The organism is Candidatus Poriferisodalis sp. (assembly GCF_965221945.1).
GTDB lineage: Bacteria > Actinomycetota > Acidimicrobiia > Acidimicrobiales > Poriferisodalaceae > Poriferisodalis.
Map to the genome: position 1 here is coordinate 1171960 of NZ_OZ244925.1, position 19384 is coordinate 1191343.

16 protein-coding genes and 1 pseudogene are annotated in these 19384 nt (G+C 65.4%); 5 read left to right on the plus strand and 12 right to left on the minus strand.

Going from position 1 to position 19384, the window contains the following annotated elements; translation table 11 throughout:
• Nucleotides 1–7: 7 nt before the first annotated feature.
• Entirely contained in the window at nucleotides 8–406 is a 399-nt protein-coding gene (locus ACOQPH_RS05505; RefSeq protein WP_420623721.1) for a limonene-1,2-epoxide hydrolase family protein, read from the minus strand.
• A gap of 224 nt (nucleotides 407–630) precedes the next feature.
• On the opposite strand from ACOQPH_RS05505, the gene ACOQPH_RS05510 reads away from it, so the two are divergent.
• Nucleotides 631–2040, plus strand: a complete 1410-nt coding sequence (locus tag ACOQPH_RS05510; RefSeq protein WP_420623722.1) for a CaiB/BaiF CoA transferase family protein — start codon at nucleotides 631–633, stop codon at nucleotides 2038–2040.
• Complete coding sequence (locus ACOQPH_RS05515) at nucleotides 2037–3263, plus strand: CaiB/BaiF CoA transferase family protein (RefSeq protein WP_420623723.1); 1227 nt, start codon at nucleotides 2037–2039, stop codon at nucleotides 3261–3263. The genes ACOQPH_RS05510 and ACOQPH_RS05515 overlap by 4 nt, the downstream gene beginning before the upstream one ends.
• A 40-nt stretch (nucleotides 3264–3303) precedes the next feature.
• Here ACOQPH_RS05515 and ACOQPH_RS05520 read toward each other — a convergent pair whose 3' ends face one another.
• The 4 genes from ACOQPH_RS05520 to ACOQPH_RS05535 all read right to left on the minus strand — a co-directional run bounded on the left by ACOQPH_RS05520 (nucleotide 3304) and on the right by ACOQPH_RS05535 (nucleotide 7687).
• The gene (locus tag ACOQPH_RS05520) at nucleotides 3304–3657 is read right to left on the minus strand and encodes a hypothetical protein (RefSeq protein ID WP_420623724.1); all 354 of its coding nucleotides are present in this window, start codon (nucleotides 3655–3657) and stop codon (nucleotides 3304–3306) included.
• Nucleotides 3658–3843: 186 nt separating this feature from the next.
• Entirely contained in the window at nucleotides 3844–6009 is a 2166-nt protein-coding gene (locus ACOQPH_RS05525) for a fibronectin type III domain-containing protein (protein WP_420623725.1), read from the minus strand.
• A 327-nt stretch (nucleotides 6010–6336) separates the two neighbouring features.
• The gene (locus tag ACOQPH_RS05530; protein WP_420623726.1) at nucleotides 6337–6681 is read right to left on the minus strand and encodes a type II toxin-antitoxin system VapC family toxin; all 345 of its coding nucleotides are present in this window, start codon (nucleotides 6679–6681) and stop codon (nucleotides 6337–6339) included.
• Nucleotides 6682–6790: 109 nt separating this feature from the next.
• Nucleotides 6791–7687, minus strand: a complete 897-nt coding sequence (locus tag ACOQPH_RS05535; RefSeq protein WP_420623727.1) for an MOSC domain-containing protein — start codon at nucleotides 7685–7687, stop codon at nucleotides 6791–6793.
• 92 nt (nucleotides 7688–7779) lie between these two features.
• Between ACOQPH_RS05535 and ACOQPH_RS05540 the strand changes: the two genes are divergently transcribed.
• Nucleotides 7780–9138 carry a M24 family metallopeptidase gene (locus tag ACOQPH_RS05540; protein WP_420623728.1) on the plus strand — a complete coding sequence of 453 codons (1359 nt, stop codon included), beginning with the start codon at nucleotides 7780–7782 and terminating at the stop codon, nucleotides 9136–9138.
• Here ACOQPH_RS05540 and ACOQPH_RS05545 read toward each other — a convergent pair.
• The 6 genes from ACOQPH_RS05545 to ACOQPH_RS05570 form a co-directional block, all read right to left on the minus strand.
• Nucleotides 9109–9480 (minus strand): hypothetical protein, encoded by a 372-nt coding sequence (locus ACOQPH_RS05545; RefSeq protein ID WP_420623729.1) that lies wholly within the window; start codon nucleotides 9478–9480, stop codon nucleotides 9109–9111. The two genes, ACOQPH_RS05540 and ACOQPH_RS05545, sit on opposite strands and share 30 nt — an antisense overlap.
• Nucleotides 9473–9997, minus strand: a complete 525-nt coding sequence (locus ACOQPH_RS05550; protein ID WP_420623730.1) for an AAA family ATPase — start codon at nucleotides 9995–9997, stop codon at nucleotides 9473–9475. Before ACOQPH_RS05550 ends, ACOQPH_RS05545 begins: the two co-directional genes overlap by 8 nt.
• A gap of 88 nt (nucleotides 9998–10085) precedes the next feature.
• Nucleotides 10086–11972 carry an acetyl/propionyl/methylcrotonyl-CoA carboxylase subunit alpha gene (locus ACOQPH_RS05555; RefSeq protein ID WP_420623731.1) on the minus strand — a complete coding sequence of 629 codons (1887 nt, stop codon included), beginning with the start codon at nucleotides 11970–11972 and terminating at the stop codon, nucleotides 10086–10088.
• A gap of 33 nt (nucleotides 11973–12005) precedes the next feature.
• Nucleotides 12006–13628: a carboxyl transferase domain-containing protein gene (locus ACOQPH_RS05560; protein WP_420623732.1), complete on the minus strand. Its 1623-nt coding sequence runs from the start codon at nucleotides 13626–13628 to the stop codon at nucleotides 12006–12008.
• Nucleotides 13628–13924 (minus strand): hypothetical protein, encoded by a 297-nt coding sequence (locus tag ACOQPH_RS05565; protein ID WP_420623733.1) that lies wholly within the window; start codon nucleotides 13922–13924, stop codon nucleotides 13628–13630. Before ACOQPH_RS05565 ends, ACOQPH_RS05560 begins: the two co-directional genes overlap by 1 nt.
• Nucleotides 13925–13928: 4 nt before the next feature.
• Nucleotides 13929–14174 (minus strand): hypothetical protein, encoded by a 246-nt coding sequence (locus tag ACOQPH_RS05570; RefSeq protein WP_420623734.1) that lies wholly within the window; start codon nucleotides 14172–14174, stop codon nucleotides 13929–13931.
• Nucleotides 14175–15036: 862 nt separating this feature from the next.
• On the opposite strand from ACOQPH_RS05570, the pseudogene ACOQPH_RS05575 reads away from it, so the two are divergent.
• Nucleotides 15037–15171: pseudogene (locus ACOQPH_RS05575) on the plus strand (IS3 family transposase); the annotation flags it as partial.
• A 131-nt stretch (nucleotides 15172–15302) separates the two neighbouring features.
• On the opposite strand, the gene ACOQPH_RS05580 reads toward ACOQPH_RS05575, so the two are convergent.
• On the minus strand, nucleotides 15303–16469 hold the full coding sequence (locus ACOQPH_RS05580) for an acyl-CoA dehydrogenase family protein (protein WP_420623735.1): 1167 nt from the start codon (nucleotides 16467–16469) through the stop codon (nucleotides 15303–15305).
• Between the two features lie 97 nt (nucleotides 16470–16566).
• On the opposite strand from ACOQPH_RS05580, the gene ACOQPH_RS05585 reads away from it, so the two are divergent.
• Complete coding sequence (locus ACOQPH_RS05585; RefSeq protein ID WP_420623736.1) at nucleotides 16567–19080, plus strand: CoA transferase; 2514 nt, start codon at nucleotides 16567–16569, stop codon at nucleotides 19078–19080.
• Nucleotides 19081–19384: the final 304 nt, after the last annotated feature.

Below are 19384 nucleotides of genomic sequence, written 5' to 3' on the forward strand. Positions count from 1 at the left end.
GGCCGGCTCAACCGCTCTTGATCTGGCGCATGAACGTGCCGTTGTCGAAGTAGTCGCGCCAGAAGGTGATCAGGCCGTCGTTGACTTCGAAAATGCCCATGACAGGTAGCTCGATCTGTCGACCCGAACCAGTGTGAAAGCGGTCGACGCGCTCATTCATGACCGTGTTGCCGGTGGCGGTCTGGCGGATGACCTCGAACTCGACCGGACCGGCGCCTCCCAGCATCGGCGTCAAGAATTCGCGCATCTTGTCGCGTCCGTCCATGTCGCCGATCGGGACGTTGTCGTAGTACACGTCCTCCGCCACGTGGGACATCGCTGCTTCGAGGTCCTTGGCCTCGATGTCGGCGATGAAGTTGTCGACGACTTCGGTGGGTGAGTCGCCGGAATGGTCGGGTTCTGACATGACTGCGCTGCTCCTTGAGTGGGGCGGCTGACGTACTCAGCCGCCAACGGCCTGTTCCTAGCACGCAGCGTGATCCGGTGCCGCAGGGGCGGTCTGCGAGATTGCGGGAGCGGAGCGGCGGCCGGGCCTAGCTGAGTACTCATGGCCCCGAAGCCCTGCCGCAGCGAACGAGTGGCTGTCGGGAGGGGGCTGCCCATACGCGCTGCGTCTAAGGTCACCGAACTATGGGACCACAGCAGCAATCCGAAGCTGCAACGGCGGACAACCGACCACTTGCGGGGGTCCGGGTATTCGAAATCAGCATCGCCGTGGCGGCACCGTGCTGCGGCAAGGCAATGGCCCATCACGGGGCGAAGGTCTTCAAAGTTGAGGCCCGCAGCTATCCCGATGTGGCGCGAGCGTTCGGCTCAGCATGGGCCCGCGAACCCGAGCTGGCCGACGTCTTTTGCGACACCGGCCCGTACGTGCCCGAAATGTCTGCCGGCAAGCGCTCGGTGGGCCTCGAGCTGAAGCACCCCGAGGCACTCGAAGCAGCGAAGCGCTTGCTGGCCACCTGTGACGTCTTCCTGACGAATTTTGCGGCACCCGGCATTGCCGAGCTCGGACTCGACTACGCCTCGGTCGTCGAGGTGTCCCCGAACATCATCTATGCGGGCATGACCGGCTTCGGCGTGGACCCGGACAAGCCGTACTACCCGTTCCGTGCCTTCGGGCCGAACCAGGCCCCGCTGGTGGGATGGGATGCGCTCACGGGCTTCCCCCACGAGGAGCCTGCCGGCATTCCCTCGATCGCACCGCCCGACTACATGGGCGGCCTGCACACCATGCTGGCCATCGTCAGCGCCCTGCATGAACGGGACCGCACCGGGGAGGGCCGATTCATCGACATCAGCCAGCTGGAGACCACGGTGTCGTTCTTGGGGCCGTACCTGGTCGGCCAGGACTTGGGCGTGCCTGAACCGTTCCGCAACGGCAACCGGGTGTCGTGGGCAGCGCCCGCTGGCATCTACCCGTGTGCCGGCGACGATCGCTGGGTGGCCGTGGAGGTGCAAAGCGATGACGCATGGCGTTCGCTTGCCGCGCTCGCCGAATGGTCCGCAATCGACGCGTACGACGGCAGCGCGCAGCCGGCTCTGTCGAGGTACCCGCACGACACGCTCGCCGACCGCATCGCCAACCACGACGCCATCGACGCTGAGCTCTCGTTGTGGACCGCCCGCCGCAGCGCGCAGCAGGCCGCCGCCGAGCTGCAGGCGATTGGCGTTGCGGCCTATGAAGTGCTCGATCATCGCGGCGTGATGGCCGATCCCCAAGTGCACGACCGCCGCCCGTACTCGGTGGTGCCAAGCCCGAGATTGGGACGGGACCTGTTCGTTCGCAATCCGCTGCGCATGAGCCGAACGCCGCCCTATGTCACGCGAGCGGGTCCGAACATGGGCGGCGACACGGTCGATGTGCTCACCGAGCTCGGCTATTCGGACAGCGAAGCGGCGCAAATGGTTGCCGACGGGGTGGCATTCGCCGACGCCCGGCCCGAAGTCATCCTGGAGCGCCCCTTCGACCGGTGGTACGAATCGGTCGGGATAGCGGAGTTCTACGACGCCGACGGCAACGTCACCGGTGGTGCGGCGTGAGCGCCACACCCCAACGACAGGGCCCGTGGGCCGGCGTGCGGGTACTCGACATGACCGGGCTGTCGGGTGCGTACGGAACCCGGGTGTGGGCGGCGCTCGGTGCCGATGTGATCTGCGTGGAGCCGCCCGACGGAAGTCCAATTCGCAGGATGCCGCCGCTGGCGCCGGGCCATGAGGGTCCCGAAGCGAGCCTGTGGTGGGCCTACTACGGCGCGACCAAGCGCAGCGTCGTGCTGGACCCAACCGATGCCGACGATGCCGCGGCGCTGGTGGCCCTGATCGGGTCGGCCGACGTGGTGCTCGACGACGCGCTGCCCGCCATCCAGGACTCCTATCCGTGGCTGGCAGACAGCGACCAGGGAGGCCTCGGAGTGGCCGGCATCGTCGAGAGGTTCCCGCACGTGACGTGGGTGTCGATCACGCCGTTCGGCATGACGGGGCCGCGTCGCGGCTGGCGCTCGTCGAACCTCATCGGCTGGGCATCGTGCGGGTTGGCGTCCACCGTGGGATTCCCGCACGGTCCGCCGCTGACACCGGCGGGCGAGATCGGCGTGCTGATGCACGGTGCGTCGCTGCATGCGGTGATCGGCTCGATGATGTCGGTGCGTGCGCGCAACCAAGCCACGGCAGCCGGCGAGCTGGCGCTGGGCCAGACCATCGATCTGTCGCTGCAGGAGGTCGGGCTGTGGCTCTCGCCCGAGACGGGCGTGCCGCTGTACCTCGACGACCAGGTGCCGAGGCCTCGTGCCGGTAATCGCCGGCCGGTCACGAGCCCGATGGGCATGTACCCAGCGTCCGACGGTTATGTCGCCATCATCGCCATCCAGCCGACGCACTGGAATGCAGTGGCGCAGTGGGTGAACGAGCTCACCGGCAACGAGGGCATTCTCGACGAGATCTTCGTGGACATCGTGGTGCGCCGCGAGGCCCTCGAGGCGGTGGACGCGTGGGTAGAGGAACTGACGACTCAGTTCACCAAGCAGGAGTTGTTCGTCGAAGGCCAGCGGCGACGCATTCCCATCACGCCGGTCAACACCGTGGGCGATTTGCGCCACGACCCGCACCTCGAAGCAGTCGGCTGGTGGCGGACCGAGGAACATCCGGTGCTGGGCGACTTCACGGTGCCAGGTTCGCCGTTCACCACCGATGTCGACTGGTGGGCCTGGCAGCGCGCCCCGATCCTGGGCGAGCACACCGACGAAGTGCTCAGCGAGTTGAGCTGATCTGACCGGCCTCGTGAAGAGCGCTGGGCCGCCCGAGGTCTCAGGGCGCTTCGCTTGCTTCTTCAGTGCTTGGGAGCTTGGCTTGCTGAGCTACGCGGACACCGGCCGCAGCCGTCGCAGCCTCTGACGGCATGCCGATACCCAGATAACCCTCAATACGTGCAAGACGCTGGCCGTTTTCGACGACAATCGAACGCACTGTGCCGAGCTCGCCGCGTACCCCGCTGATCTCGCCGCGGACCCCGCCGAGCTCGCCGCGTAGCTCGTCGCGTATCCCGGTGATCTGAGCGCTCATGTCGTCGCGGAGTTTGTCGCTGGATCTTTGCTGGTGCCACACGATCGCCAATGCCGCCAGCACCATCGTGCCAACTTGCGCGAGCGCGCTCAGCTCCATGTGCCGAACGGTAGCAGCCTCTGCAGAGACCCTCGTCAGAATTATTGAAATTGACTGAAACTCTGCACCACATGGTTCACGTCACGAGGTCGTCCAGTGAGGCCACGTTTGCGACCAGCCCGGTGCGGCATCGGCGAATCCTGTGAGGCACCCTTGGAACAGTCGCACCGGGCAGCGACATGGCATTCAAGGAAGCGTCGTGAAGGTGACGATGCCCACCAGATGCCTCGGCCCGTAGTGTCCCCCAGAGTTGAATCCACCGGTATGCGTCGGGACGTACTCCTGCCCGTGCGTTTCCTCGGCCGGAATGTAGAACGCGACCTCGGCCGTGTATGTCGTGTTCGGTTCCAAACCGCTCACCCCCATGTCCACGATGGGAGGGGTTCCCTGCGGTCGCGGTGGAGAAAAGGTGTCGTCGGGTACTGGATAATGCACCACGCTCTTGGTGCCGATGTGCACACCCAGGAGTTTGGCGTATCCGCTGTACATCACCGAGTTTCTGGCCGAGTCAGACAGCGGATTGCCCTCCGCGTCGTTGCCGCTCGTGTTGATGCGGAACACGGCGCCGGTGCGCGAGACGCTGGTAACTGTGAGGAGGCCGTCGGCGGGGAGTTGGCGGTCGGAGTCGGTGGATGCTTCTGCGGAGGGGTTGCTGCGGTCGGTGCCGCGCACGGCGATCACCCGGTACAGGAACTGCCTCCATCGGAGGAGTCGCTGGTTGGCGGTGTCGACGACATCGGGTGTGGTGGTGTCGATCCATGAGGTGGTGCTGGTGTCGGTGATGGTATGGATGTCCTCATAGGGCAGCATTCGGTCGCGAGCGCTGACGATGCGGCGCTGGACGACGTATTCGGTGACCGATGATGCGTCGGTTGTGGGTGGGTTCCAGTCGAGGTGGATGCCCAGGGTGGCCCCATTGGACACAGCGTCCTTGGTGGGGATCGAGGTGGCGAGGTTCTGGGGGGATTGGGCGTTGGGTTGTGCTGCGTCGTGTTCGCGTTCGATCCATGTGTCCGCTGACAGGCGGCTGCCGAAGTCGCGGTCGTGGTTGCTGTCGGCGTCGAGCCCGTACAGGGTGCGTACCTGATAGTTGTGCCGGCGCAGGCCCACCAGCGCGTCGCGGCTGGTGTCCTCGAACACAAAACTGCCGCCGGGGCGCGTCAGCTGGCTCCTTGTGGTGCCCACCACGTAGGGCTGGTTGTCCGACAGGTTGACGATGCTGCCGTTGCGGTAGACGTGCCCGAACGAGGTGCGGTAGACCTCAAAGCCGACCAGGGGGCGGTCATCGATGCATTCCCATTTGGGCGCGACGGGCACGTACTCGTAGATCCACGCGTCGGGGACGTCGGGGTGCGGTCGGCGGCGCAGCACGGTCTGTGCCCCGCCGCTGTCGACCCGTTCGTAGTCGGCGCAGGCGGACAGCTCCGACGGCTGCTGCCATGAGATCGTGATGCCGTCATGGGTCAGTTCCGCGGCGACATTGCGGGGCACGAAGCTCGAAGTGGAATGGCCTGTGATCTCATCGGCGGTGGCAGACGCTGGGGGTTCGCCGGGGTCGTAGCCCAGCGAGTTGGGGTAGCTCGCGGGCAGGCCCGCCAGCGTGGAGCGGTCCTGGAACTGCACGGTGCCTGTGTTGGGATGCGAGGACCGCAACACGACGCCCTCGTCGTCGGGGTCGGGCACGAATTGCTTGTTGTTCTGGTTATTCTGCTGGTGGCTCGAGTCCACCGCTACCGCCGAATCAGCAACACCGCCCTCGCCGTCGTCGGGATCGCCGTCGTCGTTGTTCCCGTCGCCCTCGTCGTTGTTCCCGTCGCCCTCGTCGTTGTTGTCGTTGTTGTCAGGGTCGGTGTTGGTTGTGGTGGGGGGTGCGCCGGTGTCGGGATCACAGCCGGTTTGGGGGTCAGCAGCGACGTAGCCGGCGGCGAGGTCGATGCGTGAGTAGTTGCCCCAGCGGCTGAGCTGGTCGCCGCGGCGCGCTTTGACCCGATAGGTGTAGGCGGTGCCGGGCTGATCCGCGCATCGATCCACGAACGAGAGGTCGCTGGTGGCGGTGTCGTCGGCGATCACATGGAACGTGCCGACTGCGTCCGCCCCGGGACGGCGTCGCAGCACCTGATAGCCGGTGACCCCCTCGGCGTCGTCGACGGGCGCGTTCCAGCTCAGCGTGACCGTCCCGTCCGCCAGCGACGCGGACAGGCCTTTGGGATGCAGCGAGCTAGATGACGCTCCCACGGCAGGAGACAGCACTGCTGCTGCGAGCGCCATCGCCGCCAGCGCTGCGGGCACAGCCCGTCTGCGCCTGCGCCCCGAGGTGCTCATTGCGGGGGTGGGGGGGGGGTCAGAGGCCACGGGCTTCACTCCTAGAGGGCTTCAGGGCCTGCTGCAGGCCCACAACAGCTCGCTGTCGCACAGCACCACGCTGGGACTCGAACTGGCATTGACTGAATGACGCATGAACGATAGCGCATGCAAACATGTATATGATTCACATTTGGGGCCGCAGATGCCCACCAGAACCAACCGCCACAGGGCGCGTCCGCACGAGTTCATCAGGCAGAGGTCGCCCAATTCGCTTGAACCGGAGGTCTTCGGCCCTACAGGAATGCAGGCTCAGGCAGGCCGATACAACGCAGGCTGCTCGGCAGCTCGCCGCCACCGACGCTGACCAGCATCCAGCTAGGCCGGGGATCGATCAGCGGGGAGAATTGCGAATGGGCGTCCCTTGAGCGACTGGACCACGCGGAAGTGTCTTTCGTCCAACGTTGCGATGGAGTCGGTTTCGTAGCGGTGAGCGCGGACGACGAGGGAGGCGTCGGTGAGGCCGAGGGGCAGGTCTCTATACCGCTCGACGACTGCCCGAGTCCGAATGAGGTCGACACGATCGAGGGATGCCAACTCGTATGCGCCCGCGGACAGCTCTGACAGCATCGCCAATTCGGCGTCGATACCGGCAATCTTCGCAGCCAGATAGTCGACTTCAGCCAATACGAGTGGCGAGATCACTAGTCGCCGGTTTGACATGAGCAGTCGCTTGCACGGTTCATGCATTCGCTACGAGCGAATGTCCGACGGCATCCACACGGTGCTCCAGTCGACCGGGCTGTTCTCTTGGAGATTGCCCGTCGGTGCCTCAGCGTGGCGGGTCGAGCAGTGGGGGGCCGGTCGCCGCGACTGTGACTCGATTGCCCACCGACAGCACAGCGCCTTCGGGGTCGATGGTGCAGGCGATGCCGAACATGGCGTTGCCCTCCAGCATTCCCCGCATGCCGGGAGAGAATCCTTCGGCGGAGTAGCACCAGCGGTGCTTGCGCAGCACCAAGGCGGGTTCGCGGTGTCGCTCACCCGTGTCTTGGTCGATCTGCGGGACGGAACAGCGGGGCCACGCGATCCGAGCGACGAGGTCGGCATCGCCGATCGAGAACTCGGTCCAGGTGTCCTCGGACCACGGCTGCTCGTTGGTGACGATGAGGTTTGCCCGGAATCGTTCGATCCCGAAGGGCTCGGTCGCCCGGGTTACGAGGTCATCGAGGGAGGCAGTGTTCGCAACGAGCACCGGAGCTGCGTCGGCGAAGCCGGTGAGCCGTCCCCGGAAGAGTCGCACTGGGCGGGACGACTCGGGAGTCAGGGCAGCGAGCCGAGCCGGGAATCCCAAGACCTCGCTGAAGAACTCTGCAGCTTCGTCACCCGCATCTGCGCAGGCGACCTCGTCGCCGATGAGCGCATGCACCGTGATGTCGTTGGCATCAGGCCGCTTCACGTCGATCGTGCCGACATCGGGTGCGCTGATCGTCAAGCCGCCGTCGATCAGCTCGGGAGCGATCGTGGCCAGCGCTGCACCCTGCCGCTGCGTCACCGCTTCGCCGAGGGCGCCGTCATGGTCAGGAACCGTCACCACCTGCCATGCGCGATCGCCGTCTAGACCGGTCGCTGAGACCGCGGCCGAATCGAGTTCGACGCGCCGACAGCCCTTGATCGGGTGGATGGTGATCCCTGTGAGCGTGCCGTCAGGGTGGCTCTCCGTTGTCATGGTCAGACCCTAAGCTCGCCGCGCGTCGCCGGGGCAGTGCCTCGGCGTCAGGCGCCGGCTTCAGCACGCAGGGCAGGCGAGAGCAGTCCGCTATGGCAGAACAGGCCTTCGAGAGTCGGCACCGGCCCAAGATCGGGAGTGCCCGAGCCGAGCCGCTCGAATGGCTGCTGGACCACACGGAGCTGAACATGCACGCGCTCGGTCCCGGCGCGGAGCTCGAAGCCGAATGGCTGACCGCTGGACTGGAGCTTCCTGACCGTCCGGCGATGCGCAAGTACCGGCTGGAACGAGTCCGCGAGCGACTGCGCAGTGCCGACTGCGACGCAGCGCTGCTGTACGACCCGGTCAACATTCGTTACGCCACCGACACCACGAACATGTCGCTGTGGACCATGCACAACGCAGTCCGCTTCGCTGTGGTCAACACCGACGGACCCGTCGTCGTGTTCGAGTTCTCCGATGGCGAGTTCCTGGATGCGCACTCCGAGGTCGTCGACGAGATCCGCCCGGCCCCGTCGTACACGCACTTCCTCGCTGGCCCAAGGGCAGATGAGATCGCTCAGCGCTGGGCCGCCGAGGTCGCTGCGCTCGTCGTCGAACACGCCCGAACCTCGAGCCGTCTGTCGGGTGGGCGAGTGGCGGTGGATCGGCTGGACCTGGGCGCTGCACATGCACTCGAGTCGCACGGCATCGAACTCGTGGCAGGGGAGCCGCTGATGGAGACGGCCCGCACAGTCAAGAGTGTCGATGAGATCCGGGCCATGCGCTGCGCGGTGCATGCTTGCGAAGCCGCCATCGGCGAGATGGAAGCCATCTTCGAGCCTGGAGTCAGCGAACTGGACCTGTGGGCAGCGCTGTGGGCAGGCAGCCTGCGACGCTACGGCGAGTGGATCGAGACGAGGCTGCTGTCGTCGGGGCCACGGACCAATCCTTGGTACCACGAGGCCAGCAGCCGACAAGTGCAAGCCGGAGAGCTGATGGGTTTCGACACTGACCTCGTCGGTGCCTATGGCATCTGCGTGGACATGTCGCGTACCTGGCTCTGCGGCAACGGTCAGCCGTCGGCTTGCCAGCACGACACCTGGTCGCTGGCAGTCGAGCAGATCCAGCGGAATACCGAGCTCTTCCACGCTGGGACGCCCTTCCGAGAGATCACAGAGGCAGCCTGGTACCCCGATCCCGACGAGTACCGCCACTACACCTCGCTGGCACACGGAGTGGGTCTGTGTGATGAGTACCCGTCGGTGACGTTCCGGCACAAGTGGGATCGGGTCGGTTACGACGGGGTACTGGAGCCCAACATGGTCGTTTGCGTCGAGGCCTTCGTCGGGCCCCGCTCGGGCTGGGAGGGCGTCAAGCTGGAAGAGCAGGTGCTCATCACCAAAACAGGCAACGAGGTGCTGACGACCTTGCCGCTCGGGTTATTCGGTCGGTCGGGAGTTGTTGGCTAGCGCCCTCAGTCCGTCCAGGATTTCCTGCGGAAACGTCGTCGGAACGTCGGGGATTATTTGCTCGTCTTCGAATTGGGGCGGGATGCGGCTTCTGTCCATGTCCGGCGGGATCAAGTCTTCGTACATGGCCGGATCGGGCTTGTAGATGCCGAACACGCCGTCGCGGTCGTACGCAACGCCCTCGCCCGCGAGGTACGCCTCAAGATGTGCACTCTTCGCCGCCCGAATCAGGGACCGCTCGACGCTCGCCGTGAACTCGGGGCCCGAGAACCGCAGACGGCCATTGGCGTTCAAGCGATTCTCCTGGGCGCATCCGTCGGTCGCATTGACTAGATCAGTCAAGGTTGCCGCTCCGTTCAATCATGCGTGGCCGGTTCCCTCGGGCGTCCCACAACTCCCATTGGTGGACGACGGGCGAGTACAGGTGCCAGAAGTTCTCCAGGCCCGCATGGTACCGCCTGCGCACCGTCTGGTCTGGCACGTGATGCCCGCCGAGGGAGACCCTCCGACGCACTCGGGCGATGGCAACGCTTTCCGACGGCAGCCACAGGAACAGCAGTGTGACGTGGTAGCCGTCGTTACGCCAGTGCCGGATGCGCCGCAGGTATCCCCGTCCCGACAGGGTGGTCTCGAACGCAAAGCTGTGGCCGTCGTTTGCGAGCCGATCCATTTCGGCCAGCATCTGCCGGCCGGCTTGCAGTTCTGCGAGGGCGGGTTCATCAGGGGAGATCCCTGCAGCGATGAGATCGGCATTGAGGTACGTCAGCCCGCGGGCTTCGAGATCCAAGTGATCGCGCGCGAACGTCGTCTTGCCGGTGCCGTTGGGCCCGGCGACGATCAGAATCTCCTTGACGCTCACAGCGGCTCACCGTAGCGACGACGAGGTGCTCGCCCGAAGCGGATTCGTCGCCTCTCCTGCGTGCCTCTTGAGTGACTCTGCCGATCGTTCAGTGCTGGGCGAAGCTGACCAGCACCTGGTTCGCCTCAACGGCATCGCCGGGGGTGCAGCGCACATCGGCGACGGTGCCGGCCCCGTGAGCGCTCAGCGAGTGGAGCATCTTCATGGCTTCCACCACAACGACCGTGTCGCCCATGGCCACGACGTCGCCGGGCACGACGGCCACCTCGACAACGACGGCGGGGAACGGTGCAGCGACGGCGTCAACCGAACCGGTGTCGTCGGTTGCCGTCGGCGCCCAGGCGTCGGACCGATCGGGGACATCGAACGTGACCGTGTGGCCGTCCAAGTTGACTGCCACCGAGCCGGCATCGGTGCTGCTGGCGACTACGGAGTTCGCATCCGCGCCGTTGATCGATGCCGCTGGGACTTCGTGGAGATCACCCGCAGCGTCACTGAGCAGCACTGCTGCCAGTGTTCGGTGATCGGTCAGCCGGAACGGCCCAAGAGCCGCCCAAGGTCCGCTGTCGAGTGAGATTCGCTGTCGTTGCTGGGAGGCCAGCCAAGCCGCAGCGGTAACCCCAGCGGCGTCGCTGCTGGACGGAGGTGCGGGCATTTCGCCCGAGGCGAGCGAGTCGATCACGTTGGTGGTCATCTCCCCATCACGCAGCAGGGGCGTGTTCACCAGCCAGCGCAGGAAGCCGGCGTTGGTCGGAACCGGTCCGAGCACGAGATCATCGAGGGCGTCACTCATCGCGTCGAGCGCCGCTGCCCGCTCGGAACGATTGACCACGAGCTTGCCGATGAGAGGGTCGTAGTAGGGCGTGATCTCGCTGCCGAGTTCCACCGCTGAGTCCCAGCGCACACCGGAGGAAACGCTCAGGTGGCGAACCGGACCCGCTCGGGGGCTGAAGCCATCGGCAGGGTCCTCAGCGTTAATGCGGGCTTCGATGCTGTGGCCTGCGAACGTCACCTCGGATTGGGTGATGCCCAGAGGTGCGCCGCTAGCGGCGCGCAGCTGCAGTTCCACGAGATCGAGTCCGGTGATCGCCTCGGTGACCGGATGCTCGACCTGCAGGCGGGTATTCATCTCCAGGAATAAGAATTTTCCTGTGTCGGCGTCGACGATGAACTCCACCGTCCCGGCGTTGTCGTAGAAGATATGGCGGGCAAGGTCCACGGCAGCATCGTGCAGTCCCTCTCGGGTGGCGTCGGGAAGGTTCGGTGCCGGCGCCTCTTCGAGCAGCTTCTGGTAGCGGCGCTGCGAGGAGCAGTCGCGCGTGCCGAGGTGAACGACGTTGCCGTGCTGATCGCCGACCACCTGCACCTCGACATGGCGCGGACGTTCGATGTACCGCTCGACAATGATCCGGTCGTCACCGAAGGATCGCAGCGCCTCTGTGCGTGCCGCTGCCAGCGCAGCCTCAAACTGGTCCGGGGAACGAACGATGCGGATGCCCTTGCCACCGCCGCCGGCCGATGCCTTGACCAGCATCGGATAGCCGATCTGCAAGGCAGCGGCACTCAGGTCTCCGGCTGCGGCGCCGGGAATGATCGGGACACCTGCGGATTCTGCGATTGCTCGCGCTTCCACCTTGGCGCCCATCTGGGCGATGGCATCAGGGTTCGGGCCCACCCAGGTCAGCCCGGCGTCCACGACGGCCTGCGCAAATCCCGCGTTCTCCGACAGGAAGCCGTACCCAGGGTGGACGGCATCGGCGCCAGTCTCGGCTGCTGCGGTCAGGAGGGCGTTGACGTCCAGGTACGACTGGTCGAGCGCCGCAGGGCCGATGCACCGTGATTCATCCGCCTCACGGACGAACGGCGCATCCCTGTCGGGCTCGGCCCACACCGCGACGGTGCGCCATCCCAAGCGCTGCGCGGTCGCGAAGACCCGGCTCGCGATCTCTCCCCGGTTGGCGACCAGCAGCTTCATGACGTCAGGCTCATAAAAGGGGACGGCCTCCAGCTACATCCGGTACACGAGGCCGCTGCCGGGGGCAGGGGCGTCCTGGCGGGCTGCCAGCGCAAGACACAGCCCGAGGGCATCGCGCGTGTCGACCGGGTCGATGAGACCGTCGTCCCAGAGGCGGGCCGTGGCGTAGTACGGGTCGCTCTGGCGTTCGTACTGGTCGGCCACCTCTGCCCGCATTGCAGCGATCTCTTCGTCGGTGGTCTCGGTGCCTCGCATTCCGGCCAGCCTGATGTCGACGAGCACAGTCTGTGCCGTCTCGGCGGACATGGTGGCGATGCGGCTGTTGGGCCACGCGAACAGGAATCTGGGGTTGAAGCCCCGCCCGCACATGCCGTAGTTCCCTGCCCCGTAGGAGGCGCCAATGAGCACCGTGTAACGCGGCACGGTGGCGTTTGCCACCGCAGACACCATCTTGGCCCCGTGCTTCGCGATGCCCGCTGCCTCGGAATCGCTGCCGACCATGTAGCCGGTCGTGTTCTGCAGGAACAGCAACGGCACCCGGCGCTGCTCGCACAGCTCGATGAAGTGCGTGGCTTTGAGGGCGTCGGAGGAGAAGATAATCCCGTTGTTGGCGATGATGCCGACCTGATGACCCCAGATGCGGGCGAAGCCGCAGGTGATGTCGTTGCCCCATTCCGGCTTGAATTCGCCATAGCGAGAGCCGTCGACGAGCCGGGCGATGATTTCGCGGGCGTCGAAGCCGATGCGGTCATCCGCGGAGATGACGCCATAGATCTCGGCCGGATCGTAGAGAGGCACCTCGGGCTCAGCCCATGACATCCAGCCCTCCCGGTGATCAACCGGACGCTGGTTCACAGCAGCGCATAGTCCGCGCAGCTTGCCGTAGGCGGAGCGCTCGTCCGGGGTCATGTAGTCCGAGACGCCCGAGACGCGAGTGTGCAGAGCGGCACCGCCGAGGTCGTCGGGCTCGATGATCTCGCCCAGTGCTGCTTTGACGATTGGCGGGCCGCCCAGATAGATCCGCCCGATGCCGGCGACCATGATGACTTCGTCGCTCAGCGCCGGCACGTAGGCGCCACCGGCGGTGCAGCCGCCGAGCACCACAGAGATCTGCGGCAGGCCCATCGCGGAGAGCCGAGCCTGCCGGTAGAAGCTGCCGCCGAAGTGGTCCTTGTCGGGGAAGATGTCGTCCTGCAGGGGCAGGAATGCACCGCCGGAGTCAACGAGGTAGATGACGCCGAGCCCGTTCTCGGCGGCGATGTCCTGGGCCCGCACGTGCTTCTTGATGCTGACCGGCAGCAGCGAGCCTCCTTTGACGGTGGCGTCGTTGGCGATGAACATCCACGGCACGCCGCACACCACGCCGATACCCGTGACGATCCCGGCGCCTGGAGCGCTGTTGTCATAGAGCTCCCAGCCGGCCAGCGTGGACAGCTCCAGGAAGGGCGTGTCGGTGTCGCACACCAGATCGATACGGTCCCGAGGCAGGATCTTGCCGCGGCTGTGGTGGCGCTCGATGGAGCGTTCGCGGCCCGCACCGCCCGATATGGCGAACTGTTGGCGATCGCGCAGCGTGGCGAGCAGGTCGGCATACGTAGCTGCGTTCTTGGAGAACTCGCTGCTGCGGGTGTCGATACGGCTGGCGAACTGTCTCATCAACTCGTACTGCCGAAGCGAGCCTGTATTTCATCGACGGGGAGCCTGAGCAGCCTGGCGATGCGCTCCGGTGAGCTGCCGGTGCGGCGCGCATCTGCGACGAGGTCACACACCTGCTGACGGTCGTTCGTGGCAGAGAGGGCGCAGCGCCAGAGTTGCTGTTCCGCTGCGGTCATGGGAGTCGTGTGGCCGGGATCCAACGAGTGCGCATACGCGCAGATCCCGTCCGCGTGTGCTTCGCAGTAGCTGTCGATTTCCTCTTCGGTCATTCCCGTGAAGTCGAGGTTCAACGGCATAGCTTCACCTTAGGCGTGTCGTTCTCGCAGGCATCGCGTGGATGATCCGGAGAAGCCCGTTCGCAACGTCATCCACGATGACCAGCTCGACAAACGCGCCATCTCGTTGCGATCCTATGGCGAAGATGTGCCCGTCGTCAGTGAAGTCGACCTGACGCGGGTTGCGAACGGCGTGCAGGATGTCGGCATCGGGAACGCCATGGCGGCGTGCTGACGGCGTGATGATCGCTCGGCCCTCTGTATCGTCCATCTACGCGGCACGGTAAGAACCACGATGTGTTGCTGCAAGCGATTATCGACGACGGTCGTGAGGTTGCGTGCAAGGGCGCAGCGCCTGGCATGGTCGTGCGCGCATCTCCGACGGCGAGCACCTCAGACGCAGGCAGTCAGAAGTTGGGATCGCCTGGGTCTAGGCCCAGAAGTACCCGTCCTGCGTTGTCTATCTGGTTGCTGCCGACCATGAAGTGGCCGGCAGCGGCCCGGACATCGTTCAGCAAGCCGCCGAAGGGCTTGTCAGAAAGTTTGTGTATCCGGCCGAGATGGTGTTCATCGGATGTGGTCGGCGCGGCGGCTAATCCTTGCCCCGGAGCTTCCCGCTGCCGATGACAAAGAGAAGTGCGATTAGGCCGATGTAGGTGAGAGTGGCGAATGTGGATTCTTCGAGTTCTTCCGAAAAAAATGCACCTCCGACGATGAACAGCAATATGGCACTGACAAATGCCGCCCCTTCTAACTGCACTAGCCGCGGCAAGTCTCGGAGCAGGACGCCTCGTTCCTTCCCGTAGATGCTGACGAGTGGCCCTCGGCGTATGACCTCGCCTCGTTCAATTCGTTCCCGCCTTCGCCGCCGTTCCTGACGGCGAGCCGCGAGCCTCTGTCGCAAGTGACCCCGGATCTTCGATAGTCGCGTGGCTACCGGTTTCGTGCTTTGGGCTTCGCTCACGGGCGCAGAGAGTAGTAGACCGGCCCGCGGGCGCTCAGCCGATGTAGTCGCCCCATGCCTGCCTGGATGCCCGGCATTCGACGAGCAGGTCGTCTCTCATGTAACTCTGAGCGACGGCGGTTCAGACGCCGTGGGCGGGTGCCCGTTCCGTTGCCTCGAAGGCGGGAACACAAGCATCGAGCTCGCCAACGCGATCTTCGAATATCTCGAGATCTGGCACAACCGACAACGGCGCCACACCTCCCTTGGCATGCTGACCCCGATCGAGTTCGAGACTCGACACCAACATCAACCGGCAGCATGAATCCAACATCACGCATCCACCAAACACAGGGACCTCCAACGCCTCCACCAAACCCGGCCTGATTCAGTCGCAGCGCTCATGCGTAGCGAGCGGGTTGGTGCAACGTCAGCCTGCCATCGCCAGTCTGAGGCTCAGAAATTCGGATCGCCCGGGTCCAGGCCCAGCAGCACCCGGCCCGCGGTGTCCATCTGGTAGCTGCCCACCATGAAGTGCCCTGCTACTGCTCGCACGTCGTTGAGCAGGCCGCCCAGCGGCGATGCCGTGAAGTTGGCGGTGCTGCCCGCGGCTGTCACGAGGGTCTCGACGGCCTCGATGCAGTTCTGGACACTCCACGAGCACGCCAGGCGCGCACGGGCATGCTGGGCCGGCGTGACCTCGCCCGCGGCGGATGCAGTCGCCCACAGTTCGTCGAGTTGATTGGCGACGAAGGCTCGGCCCGCGCCGAGCAAGGCTTCGGCACGGGCCATCGCAGCATGCGCGTCAGGTCTCCCCGCCAATTCGGAGCGGGCGAAGAGCGGTGTCTTCACGTCCGCCAGCGCAGCGAACTCGTCGATGGCGCGGCGAGCGATCCCCGACGCCACGCCGGTTTTCGGAAACGGGAATCTCAGCCCTGAAGGCAGTCGGTAGAACGGATGCTCGTTGGGTTTGGGCAGCGAATAGTTCTCGACAACCGCAGCGCGGTCGGCGGGCACGAAGCAGTCGCTCAGCACGACATCGTGGCTTCCGGTGCCGCGCAGACCCACGGTGTGCCAGGTGTCCTCAATGCATGAAGGATCGGCTGGCACCAGCACGTGGCAGACCTTCTTGGGCTGGGTGCCTTCGACGACATTGGCGACCACCCACCAGTCGGCGCCGGTGCATCCGCTGACGAACGTCCAGCGCCCGTTGACGTTCCAGCCGCCGTCGACCTCGCTCACGATGCCGCGCGGCACCCCGGAGCCGGCAATGACGACATCGGTATATTCGGCATAGAAGCTCGCTACGGTCTCGGGCTCGAGGTTGGCTGCAAAGATCTCGGCTTCCTCGTTGCAGGTCATGGCGACCCAGCCGGTGGAGGGATGCTCGTAGGACACCCGGTGGGTGAACTCGATGAACTCCCCAGGGTGGCGGCCCAGTCCGCCGAGTTCTTCGGGTACGAGAATCCGCATCAGTCCCCGGCGCCCCATCTCAGCCAGGATCTCCCGGTCAGGATTTCGTTCGGCGTCGCTGTCGGCGCCGCCGGCCCGGACACGGGCGAGCAATTCGTCACTCAGTTCAGGAGGTCCCGCCGTGCGCAGCGGAGACTCAGCGTGGGCCATCCGGGCAAGCTAACCGCAGCCAAGCGGTGAGCGCCTGCGTATCGTCGTGGGGCGATGCCCGTCGGCACTTGGCCGGCGACCAGCCCACGGACGGCGCATGAACGCACACGTTGATAGTGCCCCCGCAGCTGCGACGGCTCCGCTGGACGGCTTGAGGGTGCTGGACCTGACCGATCATCGGGGCGAGATCGGGCCGTGGATGCTTTCAGAGCTCGGCGCCGACGTGATCAAGATCGAGCCGCCGGGCGGCACCCCAGCCCGTATGGCATTGCCGTTGAGGGCGCCCGATGACGCGGAGCCGGGCCTTCGCAGTTGGCAATTCTGTGCGTACAACTCCAACAAGCGGGCGATCGTGCTCGACCTCGAAGATCCCGCCGATCGCACTGTCTTCGAACGGCTAGTCAGCCATGCCGACTTCATCTACGAGTCCGGCGTGCCCGGCACCCTTGCCGCAGCCGGCTACCGCCATGATGATCTTCGCTCGCTGAACGCACGGATCATTCACGTCCAGGTCACGCCCTTCGGACTGGACGGACCTCGCAGCGCCGATGCTGCCTCGGAGCTGTCCCTGGCGGCGCTCGGTGGCTCCGCGAACATGCAGGGCGTCTACGAGCGGGCCCCGGTGAAGGCGTCAATTGCCCAAGCATGGCGACACGCCGGTGCTGAGGCCGCCGCAGCGGGGCTGATGGCACACGCCCGGATGCGTGTCGACGGCGCCGCGCAGCACGTCGCCGTGGCGGCGCAGGCCGCCATGACGTGGACACTGCTGAACGCCATGGAAACCCATGCCATCTGCGGCCGAGACTTCCAGCGCTCGGGCACCATGGTGAATCTCGCTGCGCCGCTTCAGATGCGCTATCGCACGCAGGACGGCTGGGCGATCGGTGTTGCTCGAGGCGTGGCGACCGGTCGGCTGCTCGAGTGGTACATCGAAGAAGGGCTGGCCGACGAGAGCTGGCATGCCGAGGACTGGGACACCTACGACCTGCGCGCCTCGAAAGGCGAGCCGGTCAGCCGCACGTTCGATGAGCTCTACGAGGCGATGGTGGGACTGTGCAAGCGGCATACCAACGCTGAGCTCTTGCAGCGGTCGGTGGAGCTGGGCGAGACCATCGCTCCGGTTCACACGGTGGCTGATCTGGTCGAATTCGAACACCTGCGGGTGCGGGATTTCTGGCGTCCCGTAGAGCTTGCAGGGACGTCGGAGGTGGAACTCCCCGGCGGACCGGCGACCATCGACGGCGTTCGCATCGGCAGGCGGCGACAGCCGCCGCTGCTCGACGAGCACGGCGCTGAGATCCGGGCGGAAGCTGCCCGGGCTGGCGAGACCACTCGAACTGCTGGCGTGGCCGAGCCGCCGGAGTCGGCGGGGGAACCGGCTGCCTGGAAGGTCGGGAACGACGAGTTGCCCTTCGCCGGGCTGCGGGTCGCGGACTTCAGCTGGATCGGAGTCGGCCCGATCACGGCGAAATCCCTCGCAGATCACGGCGCGACGGTGGTGCGGATCGAATCCGCCGGCCGCATCGACGGTCTGCGTGCGAATCCGCCGTTCAAGGACGACGTCATCGATGTCGACATGGCGCACTTCTTCGGAACGTTCAACACGTCGAAGCTCAGCATCGACATCGATCTCAAGACGCCTGCCGGCGTCGACATCGCACGCCGGATGATCGCTTGGGCCGATGTGGTCGTGGAATCGTGGACGCCGGGCACCTTCGATCGCAACATCGCCGACGATGAGCTCATCGCCGAATTGAACCCGAACGCCATCGTGGTGCATACGTCGCTGCTGGCCAGCGGCGGCCCGCTGTCCAAAATGGGCGGCTTCGGATATCACGCTGCGGCCATCGCCGGCTTCTATCCCATCGTGGGATGGCCCGATCTGCCACCGGACGGGCCGTATCTGGCCTACACCGACACCATCTCGCCGCGCATCATCACCGCCACGCTGCTCGCAGCGCTGGATCGCCGGCGCCGCACGGGCGAGGGCTGTGTCATCGAAGCGGCACAACTCGAATGCGGCCTGCAATTCCTGGCACCTGCACTGGCCGACTATGCCGACAGCGGGACGGTGGCGACCCGCAACGGCAACCGGAGTCCCGATGTGGCACCCCAGGGCGTGTACCCGTGCAAGGGCGACGATCGGTGGTGCGCCATCACGATTGCCGACGATGCGCAATGGAAGACGCTGGTGGAGCTGATGGGCGCTCCGCGCTGGGCGCAGGCGGCCGAGCTGTCGTCGCTGGAGGGCCGTCTCGCAGCCCACGATGGGCTCGACGACGTGATCTCCGCCTGGACGGTCACCCAGGACGCCGTGAAACTGGAACGACTGCTGGCAGGCGCTGGGATTGCGGCGGGCATGGTGCAGCGCAGCAGCGACCTGCTGGCAGATCCGCAGTATGCGCACCGCGGCTTCCACCGGTGGTTGGAGCACCCCCGGATGGGGACCGTGCCCTACTCCGGTCACCAGTACCAGATCGCCGGTTACGACCACGGACCAAGGTTTGCAGCGCCCATGCTCGGCCAGCACACGTTCGACGTCCTGAGCGCTGAACTGGGGCTCACCGACGAGCAGATCGCTGACGCCGCCGCCGCGGGCGCATTGGGTTGAGAGCTCACCGCCGGAACAAGCACCTCAACCGAGCCATCCGGCGGCGAGAACGAGGCGGAGGGAACTGAACCGGACGAGACTGAAGAATCTGAGGAGATCACTGTAGTAACTGAACCCGTATTACCCAGCCCAGATTGGGTTGCAGTACGTCAGGAAATTATAGTCTTCGCGAGAACTATGGAGAGTAATGAGGGTCTGGCAACCTTGAGAGAAATGATAAGTGTCCATAGAGGTAATAGCTGTGTTTATGATACCGATAGAAGTGCATGCCAAGGTTTGACATGGTCAGAGACGAGAGCTCTTA